Source organism: Cobetia sp. PDI-12MA (assembly GCF_059507695.1).
The window spans coordinates 1,734,872-1,759,820 of record NZ_CM183351.1 but is presented as its reverse complement, the minus strand read 5'-3'; the positions used below and the strand labels follow the sequence as shown (position 1 = coordinate 1,759,820).

Sequence of the window (24,949 nt, the reverse complement as noted above, 5' to 3'; positions counted from 1 at the left end):
GACTCCTCAGGAAACCTTTACGACACGGAACATACCTGCATCCATGTGGTACAGAAGATGACAATGGAAAGCCCAGCTACCTTCTGCATCGGCAGTGATCAACGCTGAGACGCGCTCACCGGGTTTGACATTCAAGGTGTGCTTGCGAGGGATCAGGTCACCGTGGCCATTCTCGAGCTCCATCCACATCCCATGTAAATGAATGGGATGCTCCATCATGGTGTCATTGATCAAGATGAGACGGAGGCGCTCATCTTTATGAAAATGAATAGGGCCATTGACTTCACTGAACTTCTTGCCATCGAAGGACCACATATAACGTTCCATATTGCCGGTCAGATGCAACTCCATCTCGCGCATGGGCCCACGTCTGTCCGGCCATGGTGAATAGGCCTTGAGATCCTGATAGACCAGTACACGACGCAGCGACTGGTCCAGACCGATTCCTGCCTGGTCATAACGAGCCCCTTGCTGAGCAGCACCCGCCATCAGCATGCCGCCCTGGGCTGCATCGGCTTGCAGGCCAGTCATCTTCGAATGGTCCATACCTGCCATCTGCGAATGGTCCATGCCCGCCATCTGCGAATGGTCCATACCTGCCATCTTCGAATGGTCCATGCCTGCCATCTTCGAATGGTCCATGCCCGCCATCTGCGAATGGTCCATGCCTGCCATCTTCGAATGGTCCATGCCCGCCATCTGCGAATGGTCCATGCCCGCCATCTGCGAATGATCCATGCCCGCCATCTGCGAATGATCCATGCCCGCCATCTGCGAATGATCCATGCCTGCCATCTGCGAATGGTCCATTCCAGCATGAGCGCCCATGGCCTCCATCCCGCGATCAGCGATCTGCCGTCGTTCAGGTACGGGCGCCTCCATTCCGGGGCGGGGTGCCAACGTGGCTCGCGCGTAGCCACTGCGGTCCATGGCTTCGGCGAAGATGGTGTACGCCTTGTCATCTTCCGGTGTTACCAGCACATCGTAGGCTTCCGCCACGGCAATACGGAACTCATCCACTTCAACCGGTTGCACTGGCTGACCATCTGCCGCCACCACGGTCATCTTCAAGCCGGGAATGCGTAAATCGAAGTAGCTCATTGCCGAGCCATTGACGACACGCAGACGCACTGTTTCCCCACGCTTGAATAGCGCGCTCCAGTTTTCTTCTGGTGAATGACCATTGAGAAGATATGTATAGGTACTGCCGGTGACATCGGCAATATCCCGTGAGCTCATGCGCATCTCTGCCCACATGCTGCGCGACTCGATCGTGTCCACCCAACCACCCCGTCGTACATCCGCAAAGAAATCAGCGACGGTGCGCTCCTGGTAGTTATAGTAGCCTTCCATGGTCTTGAGATTGCGAAATACGGACTTGGGGTCTTCGAATGTCCAGTCAGTCAGCAGCAGGACATGCTCACGATCATAGGTGAAGGCTTCGGGTGTTGCGGAGTCGATGATCAATGGTCCTGCGTGGCCTTCCTGCTCCTGGAGGCCTGAATGACTGTGATACCAGTAGGTACCGCTCTGAGTGACAGGAAACCGGTAGGTAAAGGTTTCGCCCGGTGCTATCCCTGCGAAGCTGATACCCGGCACGCCGTCCATTTCCGGAGGAAGTATGATGCCATGCCAGTGAATGGAGGTTGGCTCATCGAGCAGGTTTGTCACCTTGATGACAGCATCCTGCCCCTCCTTCAAGCGCACCATGGGCCCGGGACTACTGCCATTGATGCTGATAGGACGAGCGAATTGCCCGGCAATGTCGATGTCTTCACGTCGAATGACAAGAGAGATCTCGGGCCCATGCTCAACCCCTTGGGAGTAACCTGATGTGCGCCCCCAGGGGTTGGCCCAGGCGGGTGCCACGCCTGACACCATTGCGCCCAGCCCCAGGGCAGAACCTCCCTTGAGCAACTGACGACGTGATACAGAAAATTCAGACGGTTTTGGTGCCATGGCCGTTGCTGCTCCCGAGTCATGAATGAAGAGTCATGACATGGATGAAGCCACGGCAAGCTGAAACGAACCTGAATGGAGTGCCTATTTGCGTGTGGGCAGATGCACCTCGGCTCTCAATCCCCCTGCGCCGGCTGTTGAGTAGCTCACGCAACCAGCGTAATGCTTGACGAGATGGGCAAGAATGGAGAGCCCCAACCCATAACCCGGGTGAGTTTCGTCCTGACGCCACCCACGCTCGCCAAGATGGGCCAACTGTGCCTGCGGCACCCCCGGACCATCATCCTCGACGCAGAGCACGATCTGGTCACTCTCTATCGTCAATCGGCATTGCACCTGATTGACAGACCACTTGCCCGCATTATCCAGCAATATGCCGAGCATTTCGGTGAAATCCTGTGTCTCGACATTCACCCAGCTATCCGCATGCTCATTAGATACGCCCAGACACTCCAGCAAGAAGGTACGCTGCGGATAGATCCCCTGGAACATCTCGATCAAGCGCTGGGCCTCTTCAGCCGGGCGTGTTGTCTGACCGGCGCGCGGGCCAGCAATGCGGGCTCGCCTGAGTTCTGTCTCCAGCTGGGAATGAATCGTCTCTACACGTTGCAGCATCTTGCCACGACGTACCTCATTGATCGGTCGCTTGCCACGCAGCACCTGTGTCAGTGCCGCCAGAGGTGTCTTGAGCGCATGGGACAGATTCGCCACAGACTCTCGTGAACGAGTCAACCTAAGATCAAACTCATCCAGCAAGGTGTTGAGCTGTGATACCAGCGCATCAAGCTCGGAAGGGGCCTCAAGCACAATCCGCTTTCGATACCCGGACTGAAGTTCACTCAATTGATGGCGCAGGACACTCAACGGCTTGAGCCCCCGCCTTACCGCCAGCAGATTGAGTGATATCAGAATCCCCCACAACAGGATGGCGCTGGCGGCGATCCACCAATGAACTCGGGTCAAGCCCTGCTCCACTGGCGAGAAATTCTCGGCAATCAACAATTGCACCGCGTCCCCGCGGATATCGAAGACGTGCCGATAGACCAACAGTGGCTGTTGCTGAAACTGATGCATGAATAACGCATCCCCCTTGCCCTCAAGCAAAGGGAGCATCTGCGTCGGCAAGGCAGGCAACGAGGTACTGACCTTCTCCCCGACTCGCAACACATAGAAATGATGAAAGCTCAGAGATTCCTCACGGGCCGCTGCCATGAGCTGGGCAACAGGCCGCTCATCCTTCTTGAGCAAGGTGACGATATGCGATGCCTCATCCTTGAGACGCTCCCCAAGAAAGTCCTTCGCCAGCTCGTGGAGAAAGAAGCCATGCAGATACCAGGCAAACAACACCACCGCGAGGGATGCACCTCCCAGGCGGGTCAGCAGGCGAAAACGAAGGCTACGACGATCGATGTGAAACAAGCAGATAACCCTGTCCGCGGCGGGTCTGTATCAAGTCCTTGCCCAGGCGGCGGCGAAGGCGAGCGATATAGACTTCTACCAGATTGGGCGCCGCGGCGTCCTGCTCCAGGGCATATAGCTGATCCAGCAACTGTGTCTTGGAGTGCACTCTGTCTGGATGATGCATGAGGTACCGTAACAGGCGAAATTCGGTGGCCGTCAAGCTCGCCCACTGCTCTCCATCACAGCACACACGCTGCGCCTCTTCATCCAGCTGAATTCCGCTCACCTGAAGATACCCATGACTTGCCCCTTGACGACGCCGAAGCAGCGCATGAAGACGTGCCAGCAACTCTGCTTCATGAAATGGCTTGGTCAGGTAATCATCTGCCCCGCTGCGCAAACCGACGACCTTGTCTTCCCACGTGTCACGGGCCGTGAGAATCAGTATCGGAATATCCACCTGACCTTGACGCCAGCGCTTGAGCAAATCCAACCCGGAGCCGTCCGGTAGTCCCAGATCCAGAATGGCCAGCGCGTACTGCTCGGTTGCCATGAAGGCTTGCGCATCATTCAAATTGGAGGAGACATCCAGTCGATAACCATTGTCCTCAAGCAGCTCGGCCAGGCTTTCCGCCAGCAGGTCATCATCTTCAAGCAACAACAGCTTCATGCCAGCTTTCTCCTGATCCACAAAACACCCACTGAACACTGCGGCATATGGCTAAACCAACATGCCATGGTAAGCCTCACCATCCTATAGGGGAAAGCTGATCTCTAGCTGAAAAGACAGCAACATGCAATTTCACCAACACGCGAAGCCGCTCGAATCTCCTAGGCGCTATCCAGCCACGCACGCTTGGCTGGATAGCGCCTCTTGGTCACGGTAGCCTTGCACGCCTGTCAGGCAGGACATGCATCATGTCGGCTGCCTGAGCCCCTATTCTCTCTCTATTGGCTAATTGCACAGGATGCCCGCAATGCTCGCAAGTCCCGCCGATATTCCCTACCTCGCAAGCCTGCTTGAGGGCCTCGCGCAGTATTTCCCGCTCTCGCTATCTATCGTCTGCACGTTGCTGCTGCTTGCCCTGCTGACGTCAGCCATGTCCGCAGCTGTCGGGGTCGGCGGCGGCACCCTGCTGATCATGTTCATGGCGCAGTTGATGCCTGCCGCTGCCCTGATTCCGGTGCATGGCATGGTGCAGCTGGGCTCCAACGGCGGGCGCATGGCGATGACGTGGCGCCATATCGACATGCGCCGCCTGTTGGCCTTTCTGCCCGGCGTGGCGCTGGGTGCGCTGGTCGCGGCCTGGGTGTTGATCCGCTTGCCTGAAGGGGTACTGGAGCTTTCCATCGCGCTGTTCGTGCTGTTCACCTGCTGGGGGCCGGCACTGCCTAAGCGAGCTTTGAGCCGCACGGGCACCTTGATCGCCGGAGCCATCACGACTTTCCTTTCGAGTCTGATCGGTGCCAGCGGCCCACTGGTCGCGAGCTTCATCAAGCAAGGCGGCGGCGAGCGTCACGCCAAGGTGGCGACCTTCGCGGCCTGCATGGTCGCGCAGCACCTCACCAAAGCCTTCATCTTCGGCATGGCAGGGTTTCTCTTCCAGGAGTGGTTGCCCCTGATCGTGCTGATGATCGGCGCGGGCCTGATCGGTACCCGCCTCGGACTGCGCTTTCTGGATCGCGTCTCCAACCGGCATTTCGATGGCCTGTTCAAATGGGCGCTGTCATTGCTGGCGCTCAGGCTTGCCTGGCTGGGTAGCGCTTCTCTGATCAGTCATTGATCCGCCGTCAGGCGCGCCCTGATCCGCTTCTCACGCACGGCTCATCTGGCGGTCGCGCTGATGATCACAGCATGTGTCCCTGTCCTCTCGACAGGGATGCCTTGGGTGTCACACTGAGCTGGCTCTTTGCCTACCTCGTCCATCATGACACGTCAGCATTACCTACCATCAAAAGCGCCCCGCTCAGGCATCAGGCTGAGCGGGGCGCTGCTTGTCATGCGTCAACTACAGGTCAGAGACATCAGAACGGATATTGGCGGGGCTCGACCTGCAGGCTGACCCACTGGTCGGTGGTGAATTCCTCAAGCACCCAGTCGCCATTGAAGCGCCCAAGGCCGGAGTTCTTCTCGCCACCGAAGGGCGCGCGCGGGTCATCGTTCACTGGCATGTCATTGACGTGCACCATGCCAGCCTCGACCTGGCGCGCGAAGCGCTCGCCACGTGCGATATCCGCGGTGAAGACGGACGCCGAAAGGCCATATTCGGTGCCATTGGCAAGCTCCAGCGCGTGAGCTTCATCACGGGCCTTCTGGATGCCGACCAGCGGACCGAAGATCTCGTTGCGGGCCAGACTCATGTCATTGGTGACCTCGGTGAACACATGCGGCGGCACCAGCTGACCCTGCGTCTCGCCCTCAAGCATCACCTGGGCGCCCTCGCCCTTGGCCGTCTCGATCATCTCGAGTAGACCATCACGCTGCTTGGCATTGATGATCGGCCCGATGACGGTATCGTCCTGTGCGGGATCGCCGACCTTGAGTGCACGGGCACGCGCCACGAAGCGATCGACAAAGGCGTCATGGACCGACTCATCGACGATGATGCGGTTGATGGCCATGCAGATCTGCCCCTGATGGAGGAACTTGCCGACCAGAGCGGCGTCCACCGCCTGCTCGATATCCGCATCATCCAGCACCACGAAGGGACTGTTACCACCCAGTTCCAGGGCAACGTGCTTGAGATGATCACCACCGACGGCGCGCTCGCCGATGCCCTTGCCCACCTGGGTGGAACCGGTGAAGGAGATCAGCCGCGGCACCTCGTGATCCACGAAGGCATCGCCGATCTCGCTGCCGGAACCGACCACCACGCTCAAGACGCCGGCAGGCAGGCCCGCCTCCTCGAACAATCTGGCCAGCAGCAGGCCACCGGTCAGCGGCGTGTCACTCGCCGGCTTGATGACGACGCTGTTGCCAAGCGCCAATGCCGGTGCCAGGGAACGCTGGGTCAGATGCAGCGGGAAATTCCACGGGCTGATGATGCCGATGACACCCAGCGGCTTGCGAAAGATACGGCTCTCCTTGCCCGGCACCTGAGCCTCCATCGCCATTCCGGCCACGCGGTTGGCCATCGCGGCAGATTCCAGCGTGATCGCGCGAGCCGCGGCCAGTTCCGCCTGCGCCTTGATGCGAGTACTGCCGGACTCACGAATCAACCAGCCGAGCAGCTCCTCGCGTCGCTCGTCCATCAGCTCCACCGCCTTGTGCATCACGCCCGCGCGCTCGCTTGCCGGCGTCTGGGCCCAGTCAGGCTGGGCATCGCGCGCCTTGCGATAGCTGGCGTCGAGATCCTCGGCGTTGGCCATGGAAATCGAGAGCAGCGAGCTCTGATCGAAGGGGTCCAACACCTCAAGCGTCTTGCCGGCTCGTCCGGCACGCCATTCACCGGCGAGAGGTAGCTGCTCCAGGTTCTGGTAATCGCGAGGCATGAGTCTCTCCGTGCTATGGGGTTATAGGAGACATGGCGATAGTGTGGCAAAACCCAACCACCGCAACTCAGCTATGCCAGAATGGCACCGCCAACTGAGAGCATCCCCCCTACCGAAACCGAATGAGAGTCAAAGGATGAGCCCTGAAGACCTGCAGAAACTGACGACCCGCCAGATGCCCTATGGCAAGTATGCCGGACGCCTGATTGCCGACCTGCCCGGGGATTATCTGGGCTGGTTTGCGCGCAAGGGATTCCCGCAGGGCGAGATCGGTCGCCTGCTCGCGCTGATGCACGAGATTGATCACAACGGGTTGAATGCGCTGCTGGAGCCGTTGAGAAAACGCTAAAGCCAAAGAGAATTATGCTGTCGATTAAGTTGATTTAAATATACCTGCGAGCAACCAAAATATATGATGGTCTTTGCATGCTCCTAACTTCATGCCCACCATTTCTGAGGCAATCATGACACGCACACTAATAACAACTGTACTCATGCTTACCATTACAGGTTGCTCTACTACGCCAATTTCATCATTAGATGCCGACCCCGTCCCTCCTGAACGAATCTATGCACACAATCAACCTTTACAGGAGGAGCATGGGACATTGACTCTGACCCGTGATAGTGGGCTGTTAGGCAGCGCTTGCGGGATCATTGTAAAAATCAATGGAGTTCTAACCGCCAAGCTTGACCCTGCAGAAACTGTCTCGCTGGATCTTACTCCGGGTACATATATCGTCAGCGCTTCAGCGGATCAAGGGCTTTGTGAGACTGGAGTAAAAGAAGTGAAAGACACCATTACTCCCAATACAACAATACGCTATAGAATGGGGTATGACCCAAGCGGAACACTGGGGCTTTTCCCGACAATGTATTGACCAAAATCACGACAGGCGGCCGCTGGCCTCCAGTTGATCGAACATGTCGTGCAGCGTCGCCTCGAGGGGCCGGTAGATCAGACCCAGCTGCTCGCGACTGCGGGTATTGTCGAAGACGAAGGGATGGCCCACGTTGCGCGCGACGACCTTGCGGGTCACGGCCTTGTTGGCCAGCGGACCCGCCAGCCACACCAGCCATTTGGGCAGCTGGCGAGTGGGAATCGCGTACTGCGGGCCGGCGTGACGGCGCAAGGCCCGCCCCAGCTCAATGAAGCTTGAGGAATGCCCGGCGACCAGATGACGCCCATTGGCCGTGGGCAGAAATCCCGCCGCCAGATGCGCCTCGGCCACATCCCGCACATCCACCACGCCCATGCCGTAATCCGGCGCGCCTATCCTGAGCGTGCCATCACATAGCTGCGTCATCAGGCTGAAGGATTCGCCGCGCGTGTCATCGCTGATCGCGGGGCCGAGCACCAGCGAGGGGTTGATCACCACCAGCCGCCAGCGCGACTGCCGCTCGGCAATCTGCCAGGCGGCCTGTTCCGCCAGCGTCTTGGAATGGGAATAGGCCTGATGCTCAAGCGACGCCGTGGTGTTCCAGACACTCTCGTCGAAACAGCCGCGCGGGGTGTCTTGCGCATCGGCATTGTCGCTGTAGATGGCGGCACAGCTGCTGGTCAGCACCACCCGTTCGACACTGGCCTGACGATTGGCCTCTTCCAGCACATTGCGCGTGCCCTCCACTGCCGGACGCACCAGATCGCGCTCAGGGTCCTGGACACTGACCACGAAGGGCGAAGCGGTATGAAAGACCACCCCACAGCCTGCCATCGCCTGAGCGTAGGAACCCGGTTTGAGCAGATCGCTGGCGAAGACATGTAGCTCCCCCGGCAAGCGATCGGCCAGCGCCATGAGCGCCGCCAGACGTTCGCTATTGCCGGGATCGCGCACGGCGGCATGCACCGTCAGGCCTTCTTCCAACAAGCGACGAATCAGCTGCCCCGCCACATAGCCGGTCGCGCCGATCACCAGTACCGGGCGCGATCGCTCCAGCCCTGCCAACAAGGCTTGCGTAGACGCATTGAGCGGCATGGACGACTCCCGGAATGCAGTAATTGGCGATCTGACGGCACAGTGTGCGCGGCAATGGCGTCAGGCAGACAGCTTGACGAACCAGGTCCACAGGCCGCCCAGAATCAGCGACTCGGCGGCGAAGCGGAATAGATGGCGCATCTCGATGCCATCCAGCATCAGCCCCATCAGACGGGCCGTCATGATGCCAGCGATACCTGCCACCGCGAGCGTCACCAGCACCGGCAACACACCCAGGCCGATCGGCGGATACATCAGCAGATACCCCACCGCGATGACCCAGCCCCAACGAATGCGCCGCGAGATCGCCGCGCCGGTCTCCTTCGGTACGGTCTGCGGCGTGTCGTTCGGCCCCTTGAAGCGGTTGACCAGCTCCGGCACTGCCGCCAGCAGTACCCCTGCAGTCAGCACGAAGCCGCCCAGAATCTGCAATACCATCATCATCGTGCCATCTTCCCTTGTCCGGTAATCAATGGCGCACATGCTACCAATACTGCCGGGCAAATGCCTGACCGGAATGCATCCCCGGGATCGTCTCGTGAATCTTCCCATCTGCGGCACGCTGATCTATCATCGCACCATCGTCATTTCGACAAGTCTCGACATATGGACGGATCAAATGAATGACTCCGACAGCCTGCCCGACCCGCAGGCCACGCTGGACACCTTCGCGGCGCTGTCCCAGGCCACGCGTCTGGACACGTTTCGCCTGCTGGTCCGCCACGAGCCACAAGGGCTGCCCGCCGGCGAGATCGCCCGTCGTCTCGAGGTGCCGCACAACACGCTCTCGACCCATCTGGGCGTACTGAGCCGCGCGGGGCTGATCCACTCCCAGCGCGAAGGCCGTTCGCTAATCTACCGCGCCAACCTCGAGCACATGCTCGCCACCGTGCAGTTTCTGGTACGCGACTGCTGCGCGGGCTCCTCGGTGGTCTGCGACCCACTGCTGGCCTCGCTCACCGTGCCCGACTGCAGCGCCTCTTCTACCCCCTGTGCTTCTCAGGAGCCTGGCAACGATGATTGATTCCGTCCGTTCTTCCGGCAAGATCACGATGTATCACAACCCGGCCTGCGGTACGTCACGCAATGTGCTGGCCATGCTCAAGGCCTCCGGCGAGACACCGGAGGTGATCGAGTATCTGGTCACGCCGCCGACGCGCGAGACGCTGGAATCCCTGATTGCCGCCATGGGGGGCGGCCCGCGTCCGCTGCTGCGCCGCAAGGGCACGCCCTATGACGAGCTCAATCTGGATGACCCGACCTTGAGCGATGCGGCATTGATCGACGCCATGATGGCCCACCCGATCCTGATCAATCGCCCCATCGTGGTCACGCCGCAGGCCACGCGCCTATGCCGCCCGTCGGAGGCGGTACTGGAGCTGCTGGACAACCCGGTCGCGCAATACACCAAGGAAGACGGCGACGTCGTCCACGCCCCCAGGACCTGAATCATGAACGCACACACTCCCGACACGTCTCACCTGCCCACAGGCGACACCATGACCGATGAGATGAAAGCGGCACTGGCCGACCTGCCCAATATCGATGCCGAACACTGGCGACCGCTGGAGATCGATCGCCTGGTCGGGCCGGATGCCCCGCGTCATGCACCGCGCATTCTGGTGCTGTACGGCTCCCTGCGTGAGCGTTCCTTCTCGCGCTTTGCCGCCGAGGAAGCGGCGCGCCTGCTGCGTGCATTCGGAGCTGAGGTGCGCCTTTACTCGCCAGCCGGCCTGCCATTGCCGGATGACTGCGAGGCCGATCATCCCAAGGTGCAGGAGCTGCGCGAGCTGGCCCAGTGGTCCGAGGGCATGCTGTGGGCGAGCCCGGAGCGCCACGGCGCGATGACCTCGATCATGAAGGCACAGATCGACTGGATTCCCCTGTCACTGGGCGGCGTGCGCCCCACCCAGGGCAAGACGCTGGCCATCCTGCAGGTCAGTGGTGGCAGCCAGAGCTTCAACAGCGTCAACCAGCTGCGCATTCTGGGCCGTTGGATGCGCATGCTGACCATCCCCAACCAGTCATCCGTGCCCAAGGCCTTCAATGAATTCGACGAGCATGGCCGCATGCGCCTGTCGCCGCTGTATCTGCGCATCGTCGATGTCTGTGAAGAGCTGATGAAGTTCACCTGGATGAACCGCGACCGCAGCGCCTATCTGACCGAGCGCTACTCGGAGCGTGTCGAGAGCGCCGAAGAGGTCTCCCGACGCGTCAATCAGAGCACGATCTGACGTAATCCGCGGTCGCGCACGCGGCTTCTCACTTACTCTTCACCCTCGACAAGGAGACGTCATGCTTGCCTTGGCAATCTTCGCCATCACGCTGGCACTGGTGATCTGGCAGCCACGTGGGCTGGGCATCGGCACCAGCGCCCTCGGCGGCGCCGTGATCGCGCTGGCCTGCGGCGTGGTCAATCTGCCGGATGTGCTGGTGGTCTGGGATATCGTCTGGGACGCCACCTTCACCTTCGTGGCGCTGATCATCATCTCGCTGATCCTCGATGAGGCGGGCTTCTTCAGCTGGGCCGCACTGCATGTCGCGCGCTGGGGCGGCGGCAACGGACGCAAGCTGTTTCCGCTCATCGTGCTGCTGGGCGCGGTGATCGCGGCCTTCTTTGCCAATGACGGTGCGGCACTGCTGCTGACCCCGATCGTGATCGCGATTCTGGTGCGCCTGGAATTCTCGGCGGCTGCCTCGCTGGCCTTCATCATCGCCACCGGCTTCGTGGCCGACTCCACCAGCCTGCCGCTGGTAATCTCGAATCTGGTCAACATCGTCAGCGCCAACTACTTCGACATCTCCTTCACGCATTACGCCGCCGTGATGGTGCCGGTCGATCTGATCGCGCTGGCCGCCACGTTGATCGTGCTGTGGCTGATGTTCCGCAAGGAGCTGCCCTCGCACTACGCGCTGGAGAAGCTCGAGGCACCGTCGAGCGCCATCAAGGACCGCCAGGTATTCCGCGCGGCCTTCCCGCTGCTGGGGGTGCTGCTGGTGTCCTACTTCGTGACCGCGCCGCTGGGCATTCCGCTCGCCGTCGTCACCGGCAGCGCCGCGCTGATTCTGCTGGCCATCGCCGGGCGCTGGCTGGGCAGCGGTGATGCCGTGATCGAACTCGGCCCGGTACTGCGCGGCGCGCCGTGGCAGATCGTGCTGTTCTCGGTGGGCATGTATCTGGTGGTCTACGGGCTGGGCAATGCCGGCCTGACCGATCACGCCAGCGACATCCTCGCCTGGCTTGCCAGTCAGGGCGAGCTGGTCGCCACCCTTGGCACCGGCGTGCTGGCCGCCGTCACCGCCTCGGTGATGAACAACATGCCGGCCACGCTGATCGGCGCGCTGGCCATCGACCACCTCACCGCGCAGCAGGTCAGTGACGCGACGCGTGAGCTGATGGTCTACGCCAACGTGATCGGCAATGATCTGGGGCCCAAGTTCACCCCGATCGGCAGTCTCGCCACACTACTGTGGCTGCATGTGCTCGATCAGAAAGGCCATCACATCAGTTGGGGGCAGTACATGAAGGTCGGCCTGGTGCTGACGCCGCCGGTGCTGATCGCCACCCTGCTCGGCCTGTGGGCCTGGCTGGGCGTGCTCAACGGCTGAGAGGCCGCCATCTCCTGGCCAAGGGCCATGGCTCAGGCCGTCATGACATGACCACTTGCACAAGAAAGCCCCGCCGAATCCCGGCGGGGCTTTTGCGTTGCGTGCGGCATTGACTGGCAGTGAGATGCCCGCCGTCAGGGCTGGCGGCGGCTGACGATGACTCCACTGTCGGCCGCTTCTCCCTCGGCGGCGATCTCCGCGCGCATCCAGTCGCAGAATTGCTGCACGTGCCTGGCGGGCTGCGGATGATGGAACAGCCAGTAGGCACGCTGGGGATTGGCGGCCATCTCGAACAGGCATTCCAGGGTGCCGTCCTCAAGCTCCTTGCGGATCAGGCGTGGCGGACACAGCGCGACTCCCTGCCCCGCGACCACCGCAGCACTCAGCAGACTGAAATCCTGATAAAGGTCGCCCTTGTCGAGCTGGGAGGGATACAACCCGCAGTTGTTGAACCAGTCATGCCAGGGCTGGCGCGACTGATCGTGGATCAGCTCCAGCTTCAACAGGTCCGCCGGCTGGGATGGGCGGCGGTGATGCTCCAGATACAGCGGACTGGCCACCGGCTGGGTGGCCCCCGAGAACAAGCGGAACGCCTGTGACGCCTTGTCCGGGAGTTCGTCCTGCCAGGTGATCATCACATCGACCTCCGGCAACAATCCCCGCGCACTGATGCCGGCATATTGCAGGCTGACCGCGATATCGGGGCATTGCTCGCGAAAGCTGTTGAGCCGCGGGATCAGCCAGCGCACCGCCACCGAGGGAAGACAGCTGACACGCAGCTGGCGCCGCTGATGCACGCCTTGTGGGTCGACCTCGAATTCGGCCACCGACTGCTCGATTCTGGCAAAGCCGGCCTGCAGGCCATCGGCCAGTCGGCGCCCGGCGTGTGACAGCACCACGCCGCGTCCGGCCCGCTCCAGCAGACTGACCTCCAGCGTGGCCTCCAGGCGACGGATCTGGTGACTCACCGCCGACTGGGTGATGTTGAGCTCATCCGCAGCCGCGGTGATGCTCCCCAGGCGTGACACGACCTCGAAGGCATTGAGCGATGACAGACTGGGTCGCATGGGATGTCCTTGATGACTGGCCTGGCCGGGTGCCAGAAACCGGGTGCCAGAAACTGGGTGCCGAGTTCCTGTGCCAAGCGCTGTGCTGAGTGCTTGCGAGCGCCCTGATGGAAGAAAGGCGTCAACCAGCATGTGACGGCAACCCATGATATGAAGTCATAGGTTATACGAAAAATGGTCAGTTTTCTGCAATCCACCTCATGGCTAAGGTGAAGGTGTCAGTGATATTGCCAGCTCCCCGCTGCTTGTTCCGCGTAAGCCTGCTGCAACACGACACCACTGGTGAACAATAACAAGACGCCTCGGCGTCACCATGAGGTCTCCTAGGATGAACTTACCTGTCCTGCTGTCGTTCGGGCTCTATCTGCTGCTGATGCTGGGCATCGGCATCTACTTCTATCGCATCACCCACAATCTGTCGGATTACATACTCGGGGGACGCGGCTTGCCGCCAAGCGTCGCGGCCTTGAGTGCCGGCGCCTCCGATCTCAGCGGCTGGGCCCTGATGGGCCTGCCCGGCGCCATCTTCAGTGGTGGCCTCTCGCAAGCCTGGATCGCGGTCTGGACCCTGGTCGGCGTCTACCTGAACTGGACCCTGGTCGCCGAGCGACTGCGCGTGTTCACCGAAGCGGCCGGCAATGCGCTGACGGTGCCGGACTATCTGGAAGCGCGATTCGAAGACCGCTCACGCGTGCTGCGTACCCTGTCTTCCGTGGTCATGCTGGTGTACTTCACCTTCTATGTCTCGGCGGGTCTGGTCGGTGGTGCCGTGCTGTTCGAAGGGCTCTTCGACATCGATTACCGCGTCGCACTGTGGTTGGGCGCGCTGGTCATCGTCGGCTATACCTTCCTCGGTGGCTTCCTCGCCGCCTCATGGACCGACCTCATCCAGGGCCTGATGATGGCCGCCTCGCTGTGTGCCGTGGCTGCCATGACGGCAGTGGCGCTGTTCGGCGATGGCGCAGCCGCCCCGGCAGCGGCGCAGGATGTCGCCCCCATCGGTGGCCTGATGGAAGGCGTGACCTTCCTGGGCATGCTGTCGCTGGCCGGCTGGGCGATCGGCTACTGTGGCCAGCCACACGTCGTGGTGCGTTTCATGGCCGTGCGCAAGCGTGAAGATATCAAGGTGTCGCGGCGTATCGCCCTGCTGTGGTCCGCCATCACCATGGCGGCTGCAGTATCAGTGGGCGTGCTGGGTTACTACTGGTTCGGCGGTGAGCTGGGTGGCGGTCTCACGGACAGCGAGCGTGTCTTCATCTCCCTGAGCCAGATCATGCTCAACCCCTGGGTGGCAGGCTTCATTCTGGCCGGCGTCCTGGCCGCGATCATGAGCACCGTCGATTCCCAGCTGCTGGTCTGCTCCAGCGCCATCGCCGAAGACATCTACCGTGGCCTGATTCACCCCAAGGCAACGCAGAAGGAGCTGGTCTGGCTGAGCCGTGCCAGCGTGATCGGCATCGCACTGCTCGCCACCGTGATGGGCAGCGAGCGTGACAGCAGCATCCTCGGCCTGGTGTCCTACGCCTGGGGTGGCTTCGGCGCCGCCTTCGGTCCCGTCATCCTGCTGTCACTGTTCTGGCGTGGCATGACCCGCAATGGCGCCATCGCCGGCTTGCTGGTCGGTGCCCTTACCGTCGCGATCTGGAAGCCGCTGAGCGGCGGCCCGCTGGAGATATTCGACATGTTCGAGGTCGTACCCGGCTTCCTGTTCGCCCTGATCGCCGTCGTCCTCGTCAGCCGCATGAACGCAGAACCTGCCGCCAGCGCCTGCTTCGACCGTCTGATGAAGCACTGGCGCCGCGAACAGGCATGACCCCGCGCAGTGGGACCGACAACCTCCCCCTGTGCCCTGCAGATACCGCCACTGCCGGCCACGACTCTTGCCGGCAGTGCACGAAAGCCCCCAGCCGGGCAGCGAATTCCAGGCAGTCCGGCCTGGTCATCAGATCCAATTTCGACTCACGAGGAGTCCTGTCATGAGTGATGTACCTGCCGCCTATCAAGCCAGCAAGGGTTCGATTCTGGACGTCGATCGCGACTTCTACGACAGCCTCACCGAAGGCAAGGCCGAGCGCACCCTGGTCGCGACCCATACCGTGCCGCTGCGCGATGGCCTGGCGTGGGAAGTGCCGGCGGGCCACGTGCTGCGCATCAAGATCACCGAGGGTTCACAGGTCGGCGATTTCAACATGTGGAACCTGCAAAACCCGCGTGAGCGCATGTGGGCGTCTCGCACCCGCCAGCTGCAGCGTGCACATGTCAGTACCTATGATCGCCTGTGGTCCACACTGCCCTACCTGCGCCCGATGGCGACCATCATCGATGACACCCTCGCCGACTATGGCGTCGATGCAGAAGGCGGTCGCGTGCATGACCTGCTGGGCACGCGCTGCGACCCCTACGTCAATCGCCTGCTGACCGGCGAGGACTTCGATCACCACTGCCATTCCAATCTGGTGCGCGCAGTGGAGCCCTGGGGCCTGACCGAATTCGATATCCACGATGTGCTCAACATCTTCCAGTGCACCGGCCTCAACAATGAAGACAAGTACTTCATGAAGGCCTGCCCGGCACGCAAGGGCGATTACCTGGAGTTCTTCGCCGAGACGGACCTGCTGTGCGCGATGTCCTGCTGCCCGGGTGGCGATCTGTCAGTGGACCTGTGGGGCCCTGATGCGCGTGACCCGCTCGAGACCTGCAACCCGCTCGGTGTCGAGATCTATCGACTGGAAGGCGACGTGCTCGCAGGCTGGGAGTCGCCCAAGGTCGCGGCTTACGCCGGCAATCACGGCCGCCAGCACCCCACCACCGACTGGGCCGCCATCAAGCGTGAACGCTGCTGCTGATGCGGCTTTTTGACACGCTGATCGCCTTTAGCGGGTACTGATGTAACAAAGCCCCCTGCCGAGACTCTCGACAGGGGGCTTTGCCTTTTGTGCGGACATCGCCGCCTCACCTTTGGCTTGTCTGCTCATACAAACGGCGATGTTCGGCGTGCAGCGATGTCCACAGCGGCGCCATGCGGGCAATCAGGCGAGGATCAAACTGCTTGCCGGATTCCTCGCTGAACAATCCGACCAGACGCTTCAACGACCAGCCCGGCTTGTAGGCGCGCGGCGAGGCCAGGGCATCGAAGACATCCATCATCGCGGCCACCTGACAATGCAGTGGCAAGGCACCCCCGGCGGACCCGGCAGGATACCCTTGGCCATTCCAGCCCTCGTGGTGGGTAATCGCCACCAGGCTGGCCAGCGCTCTCAGGGGGCCGCGCAGCGTAAACAACAGGCGTCCGCCATGACTGGCATGATCGCGCATAGTGACACGCTCCTCATCACTGAGCGCACGCGGGGCATTCAGAAGCTCCGTCGAGATGCCAACCTTGCCGATATCATGCAGCAAGGCCGCGCTATGCAGGTCATGCAGTGGCACCTTGCGCTGACCGGACGGCAACAGCCTTGCGTAGAGAAATACCGTCAGCCCCGCTACCCGCCAGGAATGCGCCAGGGTATCACCATGATGACGATGAAGGAGGCGCGCCAGGGCCAGGACCCCGGGTTCGAGCGTCTTCGCCCCGGGGGGCGGCTTGAAGAGGTAATCCGGCAAGGGGGCATCACCGGCGGGCGCGAATCGCGTCGCGCACAGGGCATGTTTCATGGGGGCTCCCTGTTCAATCTGCCTATCAAGGGTCGTGAGTCATCAGGGGGCGCATGATCGATGCGCCAGATAGGGTCGCATCAGCCCAGAGTGACGAACGCCTATTTCTCGTTCGTTTTTTTAGATTTGTGTTTCACATCCGTCTCGCAAGCTCGTGCCTTCATATCCGTTTTGAAGACCAGCTCTTCCAAGACCCTGCACTTGCTAAAAAGGACTTGATAGACAGCACGTGATAAAAAGTACTTGATGAATATTAGGCGATAATAATGATGTGCCTCAATGTTTCCTTCATCAAATCCTTGCCTCATCCGTATTGCAGCATGACGCATACCGCGCTCAGAGACGCGCGCATATTATCTCGCGAACCATTCCAGCAGATGCTCGATCAAGCGCACCGTGCGCAGCGGGCGATGGCGCTCACGATGATAGATCAATGACAACGGCACATCCGCCGGCTGCCAGTCACTCAGCAACTCCTGCAGCTCCCCTCGCGCGATGGCTGATTCACAGTAGAGCCTAGGCACGCGAATGATGCCGTTGCCGGCGATGGCACCACTGACCAGCACATGCCCGTTGCGGCACTCAAGCTGAGCCCCGACATCCACCTGCAATTCGCGAGACTCTGCCCCGCGTGCGGTGAAGGACCAGCGCGAGACCGAGCCGACCAGGCAGCGGTGATCCACCAGCTCGCCGGGCGTATTCGGCGCGCCATGGCGAGCGAGATAGTCGGGGCTGGCCACCACCACGTAGGGCAATGTCATCAGCGGACGCGCGATGAAGTCGGCATCCTCGAGGGCGCCCATGCGCAGCGCGATATCGAAATCATCACGAATCAGGTTCACGCGATGACTGCTGAAATCCAGCTCCACCTGCACTTGCGGCCAGGTCTGCATGAAGGCGTGCACGGCGGGTGCCAGCAGCCGCTCGCCGATCGGTCCGCCGACGCTGTTGATGCGCAGCCGTCCGCGCATGGCATTGCGCTCCTCACGTACCAGCGTGACGATCTGGGTGATGTCGCCCAACGCACTGCGACACTGGGCATGCAGCAGATGACCGCTCTCGGTGAGTCGCAACGAGCGTGTCGAACGCTGCATCAGCGACACGCCCAGTGCCTGTTCAAGCGCAGTCACCTGTTTGGAGACCTGCGACCGCGACACGCCCAACTGCTCGGCGGCGCGGGTGAAGCTGCCATGATCCGCCGTCATGACGAAGGCACGAATATCGGCCAGAGGAAGCGACTCGAGCATGGGGCTCTCCAGAGGTGTGATGTCGAGAGGGAACACCGAGGCAGGCACGCCAAGACACTCAATCGAAGACACGCGATCAAAGACAGTCAGTCACGGAGCATCATGCCAGCAGTCTACCAGCCGCATCGACGGCTTCTGTCACAAGGTCTTCAAGACGACAGATGGCGCGTGAAGATCCTCGGCGTTAGATAACGCATACAAAAAGGGCGCTGATGTGCGCCCCTTTTTATTTCTAGATCATCAGTTCACCCGACTTCCGTAACTGGCTTATATCGTCTGTCTTGCCTGTCTGGATGTCGTGACTGTCTATATGCCGTGACTATCCTGGCATCTAGCCGCCCCTGGCGAGTCAGCTAGCCAGAGGGAGCCGGATTACCAGCCGACGCTGGCCGACAGGGTGATTTCCATCGGGTCACCCACCAGCACGCGGGTATCGCCGCCGCTGCCGTAGTAGTAACCCGTATCGAACAGGTTCTTCGCATTCAGCTTGAATTCGGTGTCCGGGCCGAAGAAGTCGTGACGCCAGCCGACGAAGGCATCTGCGACGGTATAGGCATCCATCGAGAAGCTGTTGTCGTCATCGCCTTCACGCTCGCCGACATAGCGCACGCCACCGCCGACACGCCACTCGCCGTAGGACGGATCGATCGCCAGATCATGTGCCAGATAGAGACTGGCCGCGTTGAGCGCCGCATTCGGCAGACGATTGCCCTCGGTGCCTTCGGTATCCTCCAGCACTTCGGTATCGGTGTAGGCATAGCTGAACAGCAAGGATGTGCGGTCCGTCAGGGCCCCTTCGAGGCTGAATTCCAGGCCTTGCGAGCCGGCTTCACCGATGGTGCGAGTCACACCATTGTCAGTGACTGCGACGTTTTCCTTGCGGATCTGGTAAAGCGCCACGGAGGTCGCCAGACGCGGATTCCACTGACGCTTGTAGCCGATCTCGTAGCCCTTGCCGAGCTCGGGGTCGAGGCTCTCGCCGCTGTCACTGTCGCTGCCGTTCGGCACGAAGGATTCGCTGTAGCTGATGTAGGCGGAGCTGGCATCGTCGATGCGATAGAGCAGATTCGCGGAAGGCAGGAACAGATCGTCGCTGTAATCGGGGTCGGACACGAAGTCCTCGCCCTGCCCGCTCTGCTGATCGAACCAGGTGTAGCGCCCGCCAAGGCCCAGAATCCACTTGTCGGTCAGATACCAGCGGTCGCTGACATAGACCCCGATGGCCTGGGTCTCGTCGAGACGATTGCTGCGCGAGGTATTGATGTCGTCGGAGGTCACCTGGGCCAGCTGGCCGTGGTTCACGTCAGTGACGGTGGAGACCGTGACGGAATCGCCGAAATAGCGCTCATCCAGATAGTCGCGTGTGGTCTCGTAGTCCGCCCCGATGACCAGCTGGTGACGCTGCCCCGCGATCTCGACATCGCCCATGGCATCCAGCGCCGTGTAGTGCTCGCTGCGATCATAGCCCTGGTTCTCTTCGGCGCGCACGGTCACATCGCCGCTGTCACTGACGTCGGTGATATTGGCGCGCGCGTCACTGTACTGGCGACGCGTCCAGCCGTAGGTCAGCTTCATGTCCCAGTTGTCGGTGACTTCCTGCTTCCACCAGGCATTGACGGACTCGTCATGGCCATAGACGCGGTTCCAGGACTCATCGAAACGCGTGCCACGCGTGACGTTGGCGGCGCTGCCGTTGTAGAAGACGGTGCCACGGTCGATATCCAGCTCGTAGTCCTGGTACTCGTAGCTGATCTGGGCACTACTGTGCTCGCCTTCCCAACGCAGTGAAGGGGCGATGGTGGTGCGACGCTCATTGCCGTACTCGCGCCAGGAGTCTTCATCTTCATGCGAGAGGATGAAGCGATAGGCCAGGCCGGTATCCTCGATGGGACCGGTGGTGTCCAGGGTGGTATTGCCACCGCCGAAGGAGCTGACCTCGCCACTGATCTCGGTGTGCGTCTCGTACTGCGGGCGCTTGGTGACCATGTTGATCACGCCGCCGGGGTTCTGCTGGCCCTGGAAGAGTGATGACGGCCCCTTGAGCACCTCGACGCGGTCCACGGTCGCCGTGGTGTAGGTACGGCGTGGCTGACGGATGCCATCGATCAGCATCGAACCATCACTGTTGCTGCCGAAGCCTCGCTTGACGAAGCCGTCTTCGGTGCCCCCCAGGGTGTTGCCCAGCTGGATACCCGCGACCGGCTGCAGCGCCTCTTCCAGATCATCCAGATTGAAATCATGCATGACCTGCTGGGTCACGACATTGATGGTGCGCGCCTGCTCGAGGAAGTCCACCGACTGCTTGTTGGCCAGGCTCGAGGCCTCGGCGCGGTAGCTGCCCGGCGCCACTTCGCCTTCACGCTCTCCGGTCACCACGATCACCGAATTCGCGACTGGCGACTCGCTTGAGGTGGCACCCTCTGCCGCCAGCGAAGTGGCCGGCAATGCCATCAGGCTGAAGATCAGGCAGGAGAAATGTCCCTTGTTCATGCTTGCAGCGCTATCCCGAGAATGATTTGGCACCTGAAAACCCTTTGTACGCGATGCGACAGCGTCCTGCTGAACCACACCTTTCCTCTGCTCGATGAGCAGAAAGTGGCCATGACTGACGCCCCCCGCGCCAGTAAATGAGTCGCGAATGCTAATCTTTATCAAATGCTACCGCAACGAAAAATGCGTGATTTTTCCGCGTAATGACCTGAGCTTTGTCTTATTTAACGCTCAGCAAACTTCTATTTGCGTAATTGTACTGACATCGAAGCGTCACACCCGCAATGCGCGACGTCAGAACATGGGCGCAATGACACAAGGCTTTGGAAACGCCGCATTGACACAGGGAGAATGGGCGCTCTACCCTGCACAAGTAGAACGAACACTCTCCCTCGTTGATTCGACCATGGCACCGACATGATTCAGCACGATATCGCCGCCCGCCTGGAGACGCTCTTCAGCCAGCGCGGCTTCGCAGAGCCGAGTGTTGCCGAGCTCAAGGCAGCGTCAGACGTGAGTCTGCGCACCCTCTATCGCCACTTCCCCTCCAAGGAGAGCATGGTGATCGGTGCGCTTCAGCATCGCCACGAGCGCTATATGGCCTTCCTAGAAGAGGGAGTGCCCGAGGATGGCGCTGCGGCGCTCAGCCACCTCTACCAGCGGCTGGGCCACTGGATGGCGTTCGAGGCGCCCAATGGCTGCATGTCGGTCAATGCCCTGGCGGCCTTTCCCGATAACCTTCAGGTGCGCGAGGCCGTCGACCGCCACAAGCACGAGATTCTCGAGTGGCTCGGCCAACGCAGCCGCCGCGCAGACCTCGCCACCGAGCTGTTCCTGATCCATGAAGGCGCCTCCTCCGCCTGGCTGGTGCTGGGCGAGAAGGCCATCGATGCCGCACTTTCCACCACACTGACCCTGTTGGGAGCACCCCACCGATGAGCTCACTTGCCACAAGCAAAGACAGCATGCACGGCGTCTACCTGACCGGCCATGGCGGCCCGGAAGTGCTGGAAGTGCGTGACGACATTCCTCGCCCGACTCCCGGCCCGCGTGACGTGCTGGTGCGGGTCGGCGCGGCTGGCGTCAACAATACCGACCTCAACACGCGGCTGGCCTGGTACTCCAAGGGCGATGGCGAGGCAGAGGATGCCAGCTGGTCCGGGCAGCCGATCCATTTTCCGCGCATCCAGGGGGCCGATATCTGCGGCGAGATCGTCGCGGTCGGCTCAGACGTCAGCCAGACGCGCCTCGGCGAGCGTGTGCTGATCGAGCCCTGCCTGAGGGAGCACAACGGCCAGACGCTGGAGTCCGCCTGGTATATCGGCGCCGAATGCGATGGCGGCTTTGCCGAATACACCCGGGTAGCGGCGCGCCATGCCCTGCGCGTCGAGAGCTCACTCAGCGATGTGGAACTCGCCTCCTTCCCCTGCTCCTACTCCACCGCCGAGAACATGCTGACTCGCGCACAGCTTGCCAAGGGCGAGCGCGTGTTGATCACCGGCGCCTCCGGTGGGGTCGGCTCCGCGGCCGTCCAGCTCGCCAAGGCCCGTGGTGCCCATGTGATTGCCGTCACCAGCGCGGCCAAGGCCGATGCCCTGCGCGATCTCGGAGCCGATGACATCGTGCTGCGCGATCAGCCTCTCGACGAGGCGCTCAAGGGCCACAGTGTCGAGGTGGTCATCGATCTGGTGGGCGGCCCGCAATGGCCGCAACTGCTGGATATCCTGGGCTACAAGGGGCGCTACGCCGTCGCGGGTGCCATCGGTGGCGAGATGGTGGAACTCGACCTGCGCACGCTGTACCTGAAGGACTTGAGCTTCTTCGGCTGCACGGTGCTGGAACCGGAGGTCTTCCCCAATCTCGTGCGCCATATCGAGCAAGGCAACATCAAGCCGCTGGTCGCTGACACCTTCGCGCTGGCCGAGATAGCCACCGCCCAGGAGGTCTTCCAGCAGAAAGGTCACGTGGGCAAGGTCGTGCTCAAGGTCCGTCAGGACTGAAAGCGCCCTGCTCGGACGACTGGCCAGAACGCAAAAGGGCTACCCGATGGGTAGCCCTTCCTGTGACTGAACGCTCATTGCTCGGCAGTCATTACTCGACGGGCATTGCTTGAAGGTCATTACTCGACGGTCACTGCCAGACGATCTCTGTCTAACGATCACGTCGCGATAATCAGTCGCTACGCTTGTCTTCGGTGTTGGTTTCGAAGTCACTCGCCGAGTGGCGCTCGATCAACTGCTCCTGCGGCTCTCCCCAGAAACGATTGACCATGCGACCCCGCTTGACCGCCGGGCGTTCGGCAATCGACTTGGCCCAGCGCTGCACGTGCGTGTAGTCCTGCACGGAGAGGAACTCGGCAGCGTCATAGAGCTTGCCTTCGACAAGTGCGCCATACCAGGCGTGGATGGCGATATCCGCGATGCTGTATTCGTCACCGGCGATGTAGGCATTGTCGGCCAGCTGACGATCCAGCACGTCCAGTTGACGCTTGGTCTCCATCGCGAAGCGGTTGATCGGGTACTCGAGCTTTTCCGGGGCGTAAGCATAGAAGTGGCCAAAACCACCGCCCAGGTACGGCGCAGAGCCCATCTGCCAGAACAGCCAGTTCATGACTTCGACACGCTTGGCGGGGTCTTTGGGGATCAAGGCGCCGAACTTCTCGGCCAGATGCAGCAGGATGGAGCCGGATTCGAACACGCGAATCGGCGTCTCGCCGCTTCTGTCCATCAGCGCGGGAATCTTGGAATTGGGATTGATCGCGACGAAATCACTGCCGAACTGATCGCCCTCGCCGATACGGATCGGCCAGGCATCGTATTCGGCGCCGCTATGCCCGAGCGCCAGCAGCTCCTCGAACATGATGGTGGCCTTCACGCCGTTGGGTGTCGCCATGGAGTAAAGCTGGAAGGGATGCTCACCGACCGGCAGCTCCTTGTCATGCGTCGGGCCCGCGATCGGCCGATTGGTACTGGCGAACTTGCCGCCACTCTCGCTTTCCCATGTCCAGACCTTGGGTGGCTGATAACTGTCGCTCATACCCTTGACTCCTTGGCATCCTGTTGAAGCTTCAAGACTGAAGTTTCAAGACTTCGGTGACGTCAGACACGTCGGCTTGGTGCCGCTCTGACTCGGTAGACAAGTTATGAAGGTCAAGCGCTCGTGACACAAGGGGATGAAATGACAAGATTTTGTTGCTAGTATGCCACCAGTTTTTGGGGAGTAGCCCGCTCTCGTCACCCAACGAGAGTCTCGGATGTCAACATGGTCGGCAGGCATTGCCGTGGCACCGAGGACCCGCCTATCCGATCATGCCCGTGATCAGTCAGGACGAGGTTCGGCGAGACCAATGACAGTCAGACGCTTCCGGCCGGTGGTGTCTTTCTGTTATTGACTCGCAACCGGCCTGGAACATCCTGACTCATGCCTCTGCTACCGACATTTCTGCTCGCCTTCTCCATGTCCTGCGACGCCTTTGCTGCCGCCTTGTGCAAGGGAGCCGCCATACGTCGTCCCTCTCTGAAAGACGCCCTGCGTATCGGCCTCATCTTCGGGGTCATCGAAGCCATCACGCCCATGATCGGCTGGCTGATCGGTCGCTCACTGGCCGTCTACGTCGAACAGTGGGACCACTGGATCGCCTTCGCCCTGCTGCTGCTGCTCGGTCTGCACATGATTCATGAGGGGCTTTCCAAGGACGAGGAAGACGAGGACTGCACCACGCCGCAGTCGTTGCCCCGCCTGATGTTGACCGGCCTTTCCACCAGTATCGATGCCATGGCCGTGGGTGCCGGGCTTGCCTTTGCGGGCGTGAACATCGTCACCACTGCGCTGGCGATCGGCACCGCCACCTTCGTGATGGCCACCACCGGCGTGATGCTGGGCGGTGTGCTGGGCAAGATGGTCGGCAAGCGCGCGGAAATCATCGGTGGCCTGGTGCTGATCGGCATCGGCACGACCATCCTGCTGGATCACACCGGCTACCTGGGTTGATCCTCTGCTGAAAAGCACCCCGAACGGCCCCGTGGTGGCCCCTGGCGATGTACGCACCCTCGCG

The 24,949-nt window shown here is 61.1% G+C and carries 24 protein-coding genes; 13 read left to right on the top strand and 11 right to left on the bottom strand.

The features are described 5' to 3' along the window. Positions 1–6 precede the first annotated feature (6 nt). From AC5WNI_RS07635 to AC5WNI_RS07625, 3 genes are all read right to left on the bottom strand, one after another. Positions 7–1,959 (bottom strand): copper resistance system multicopper oxidase, encoded by a 1,953-nt coding sequence (locus tag AC5WNI_RS07635; RefSeq protein ID WP_495929023.1) that lies wholly within the window; start codon positions 1,957–1,959, stop codon positions 7–9. An 84-nt stretch (positions 1,960–2,043) separates the two neighbouring features. Continuing rightward, the gene (locus tag AC5WNI_RS07630) at positions 2,044–3,207 is read right to left on the bottom strand and encodes an ATP-binding protein (protein ID WP_495929021.1); all 1,164 of its coding nucleotides are present in this window, start codon (positions 3,205–3,207) and stop codon (positions 2,044–2,046) included. Between the two features lie 148 nt (positions 3,208–3,355). Continuing rightward, a complete protein-coding gene (locus AC5WNI_RS07625) occupies positions 3,356–4,030 on the bottom strand; it encodes a response regulator (RefSeq protein ID WP_153635664.1) in 675 nt (224 codons plus the stop codon). Positions 4,031–4,337: 307 nt separating this feature from the next. On the opposite strand from AC5WNI_RS07625, the gene AC5WNI_RS07620 reads away from it, so the two are divergent. Then, a complete protein-coding gene (locus tag AC5WNI_RS07620; protein WP_175090232.1) occupies positions 4,338–5,144 on the top strand; it encodes a sulfite exporter TauE/SafE family protein in 807 nt (268 codons plus the stop codon). Positions 5,145–5,385: 241 nt separating this feature from the next. Here AC5WNI_RS07620 and AC5WNI_RS07615 read toward each other — a convergent pair whose 3' ends face one another. After that, positions 5,386–6,852 carry an aldehyde dehydrogenase family protein gene (locus tag AC5WNI_RS07615; protein WP_495929020.1) on the bottom strand — a complete coding sequence of 489 codons (1,467 nt, stop codon included), beginning with the start codon at positions 6,850–6,852 and terminating at the stop codon, positions 5,386–5,388. A 136-nt stretch (positions 6,853–6,988) separates the two neighbouring features. On the opposite strand from AC5WNI_RS07615, the gene AC5WNI_RS07610 reads away from it, so the two are divergent. Continuing rightward, positions 6,989–7,201, top strand: a complete 213-nt coding sequence (locus AC5WNI_RS07610) for a DUF3820 family protein (protein ID WP_175090234.1) — start codon at positions 6,989–6,991, stop codon at positions 7,199–7,201. Between the two features lie 115 nt (positions 7,202–7,316). Then, on the top strand, positions 7,317–7,733 hold the full coding sequence (locus AC5WNI_RS07605; RefSeq protein WP_152965372.1) for a hypothetical protein: 417 nt from the start codon (positions 7,317–7,319) through the stop codon (positions 7,731–7,733). A 6-nt stretch (positions 7,734–7,739) separates the two neighbouring features. Here the strand turns inward: AC5WNI_RS07605 and AC5WNI_RS07600 are convergent, their stop codons facing one another. Together AC5WNI_RS07600 and AC5WNI_RS07595 are read right to left on the bottom strand one after the other, a co-directional pair. Next, positions 7,740–8,828, bottom strand: a complete 1,089-nt coding sequence (locus AC5WNI_RS07600) for an NAD-dependent epimerase/dehydratase family protein (RefSeq protein ID WP_487886158.1) — start codon at positions 8,826–8,828, stop codon at positions 7,740–7,742. Between the two features lie 60 nt (positions 8,829–8,888). Then, positions 8,889–9,272 carry a hypothetical protein gene (locus tag AC5WNI_RS07595; protein ID WP_043332759.1) on the bottom strand — a complete coding sequence of 128 codons (384 nt, stop codon included), beginning with the start codon at positions 9,270–9,272 and terminating at the stop codon, positions 8,889–8,891. A 175-nt stretch (positions 9,273–9,447) separates the two neighbouring features. On the opposite strand from AC5WNI_RS07595, the gene AC5WNI_RS07590 reads away from it, so the two are divergent. From AC5WNI_RS07590 to AC5WNI_RS07575, 4 genes are all read left to right on the top strand, one after another. Next, positions 9,448–9,852, top strand: a complete 405-nt coding sequence (locus AC5WNI_RS07590; RefSeq protein WP_107334903.1) for an ArsR/SmtB family transcription factor — start codon at positions 9,448–9,450, stop codon at positions 9,850–9,852. Next, entirely contained in the window at positions 9,845–10,276 is a 432-nt protein-coding gene (gene arsC, locus AC5WNI_RS07585; RefSeq protein ID WP_495929017.1) for an arsenate reductase (glutaredoxin), read from the top strand. The genes AC5WNI_RS07590 and arsC overlap by 8 nt, the downstream gene beginning before the upstream one ends. Positions 10,277–10,339: 63 nt before the next feature. After that, positions 10,340–11,062: an arsenical resistance protein ArsH gene (arsH, locus tag AC5WNI_RS07580; protein ID WP_378080066.1), complete on the top strand. Its 723-nt coding sequence runs from the start codon at positions 10,340–10,342 to the stop codon at positions 11,060–11,062. A gap of 61 nt (positions 11,063–11,123) precedes the next feature. Continuing rightward, positions 11,124–12,437 (top strand): arsenic transporter, encoded by a 1,314-nt coding sequence (locus AC5WNI_RS07575; RefSeq protein ID WP_175090237.1) that lies wholly within the window; start codon positions 11,124–11,126, stop codon positions 12,435–12,437. A 134-nt stretch (positions 12,438–12,571) separates the two neighbouring features. On the opposite strand, the gene AC5WNI_RS07570 is transcribed toward AC5WNI_RS07575, so the two are convergent. After that, a complete protein-coding gene (locus tag AC5WNI_RS07570) occupies positions 12,572–13,504 on the bottom strand; it encodes a LysR substrate-binding domain-containing protein (protein WP_175090238.1) in 933 nt (310 codons plus the stop codon). 328 nt (positions 13,505–13,832) lie between these two features. On the opposite strand from AC5WNI_RS07570, the gene putP reads away from it, so the two are divergent. Together putP and AC5WNI_RS07560 are read left to right on the top strand one after the other, a co-directional pair. Continuing rightward, entirely contained in the window at positions 13,833–15,317 is a 1,485-nt protein-coding gene (putP, locus tag AC5WNI_RS07565) for a sodium/proline symporter PutP (RefSeq protein WP_495929015.1), read from the top strand. A gap of 163 nt (positions 15,318–15,480) precedes the next feature. Further along, positions 15,481–16,350: an urea carboxylase-associated family protein gene (locus tag AC5WNI_RS07560; protein WP_279830468.1), complete on the top strand. Its 870-nt coding sequence runs from the start codon at positions 15,481–15,483 to the stop codon at positions 16,348–16,350. A gap of 106 nt (positions 16,351–16,456) precedes the next feature. Here the strand turns inward: AC5WNI_RS07560 and AC5WNI_RS07555 are convergent, their stop codons facing one another. The 3 genes from AC5WNI_RS07555 to AC5WNI_RS07545 form a co-directional block, all read right to left on the bottom strand. Beyond that, positions 16,457–17,158: an HD-GYP domain-containing protein gene (locus AC5WNI_RS07555; protein ID WP_175090241.1), complete on the bottom strand. Its 702-nt coding sequence runs from the start codon at positions 17,156–17,158 to the stop codon at positions 16,457–16,459. Between the two features lie 353 nt (positions 17,159–17,511). Then, positions 17,512–18,405, bottom strand: a complete 894-nt coding sequence (locus AC5WNI_RS07550; RefSeq protein WP_131431945.1) for a LysR family transcriptional regulator — start codon at positions 18,403–18,405, stop codon at positions 17,512–17,514. A 372-nt stretch (positions 18,406–18,777) separates the two neighbouring features. Beyond that, complete coding sequence (locus AC5WNI_RS07545; protein WP_286988542.1) at positions 18,778–20,895, bottom strand: TonB-dependent siderophore receptor; 2,118 nt, start codon at positions 20,893–20,895, stop codon at positions 18,778–18,780. Positions 20,896–21,043: 148 nt separating this feature from the next. Between AC5WNI_RS07545 and AC5WNI_RS07540 the strand changes: the two genes are divergently transcribed. Genes AC5WNI_RS07540 through AC5WNI_RS07530 form a run of 3 tightly spaced genes read left to right on the top strand, consistent with a single transcriptional unit; the run spans position 21,044 to position 22,895 of the window. Beyond that, positions 21,044–21,316, top strand: a complete 273-nt coding sequence (locus tag AC5WNI_RS07540; RefSeq protein ID WP_487886281.1) for a hypothetical protein — start codon at positions 21,044–21,046, stop codon at positions 21,314–21,316. Further along, complete coding sequence (locus AC5WNI_RS07535; RefSeq protein WP_284726143.1) at positions 21,313–21,834, top strand: TetR/AcrR family transcriptional regulator; 522 nt, start codon at positions 21,313–21,315, stop codon at positions 21,832–21,834. The genes AC5WNI_RS07540 and AC5WNI_RS07535 overlap by 4 nt, the downstream gene beginning before the upstream one ends. Continuing rightward, positions 21,831–22,895 carry an alcohol dehydrogenase family protein gene (locus tag AC5WNI_RS07530; RefSeq protein ID WP_287024567.1) on the top strand — a complete coding sequence of 355 codons (1,065 nt, stop codon included), beginning with the start codon at positions 21,831–21,833 and terminating at the stop codon, positions 22,893–22,895. The genes AC5WNI_RS07535 and AC5WNI_RS07530 overlap by 4 nt, the downstream gene beginning before the upstream one ends. A 172-nt stretch (positions 22,896–23,067) precedes the next feature. On the opposite strand, the gene yghU is transcribed toward AC5WNI_RS07530, so the two are convergent. Next, positions 23,068–23,931, bottom strand: a complete 864-nt coding sequence (gene yghU, locus AC5WNI_RS07525; protein WP_487886282.1) for a glutathione-dependent disulfide-bond oxidoreductase — start codon at positions 23,929–23,931, stop codon at positions 23,068–23,070. Between the two features lie 384 nt (positions 23,932–24,315). Between yghU and AC5WNI_RS07520 the strand changes: the two genes are divergently transcribed. After that, the gene (locus AC5WNI_RS07520; protein ID WP_153635651.1) at positions 24,316–24,885 is read left to right on the top strand and encodes a manganese efflux pump MntP; all 570 of its coding nucleotides are present in this window, start codon (positions 24,316–24,318) and stop codon (positions 24,883–24,885) included. Positions 24,886–24,949: the final 64 nt, after the last annotated feature.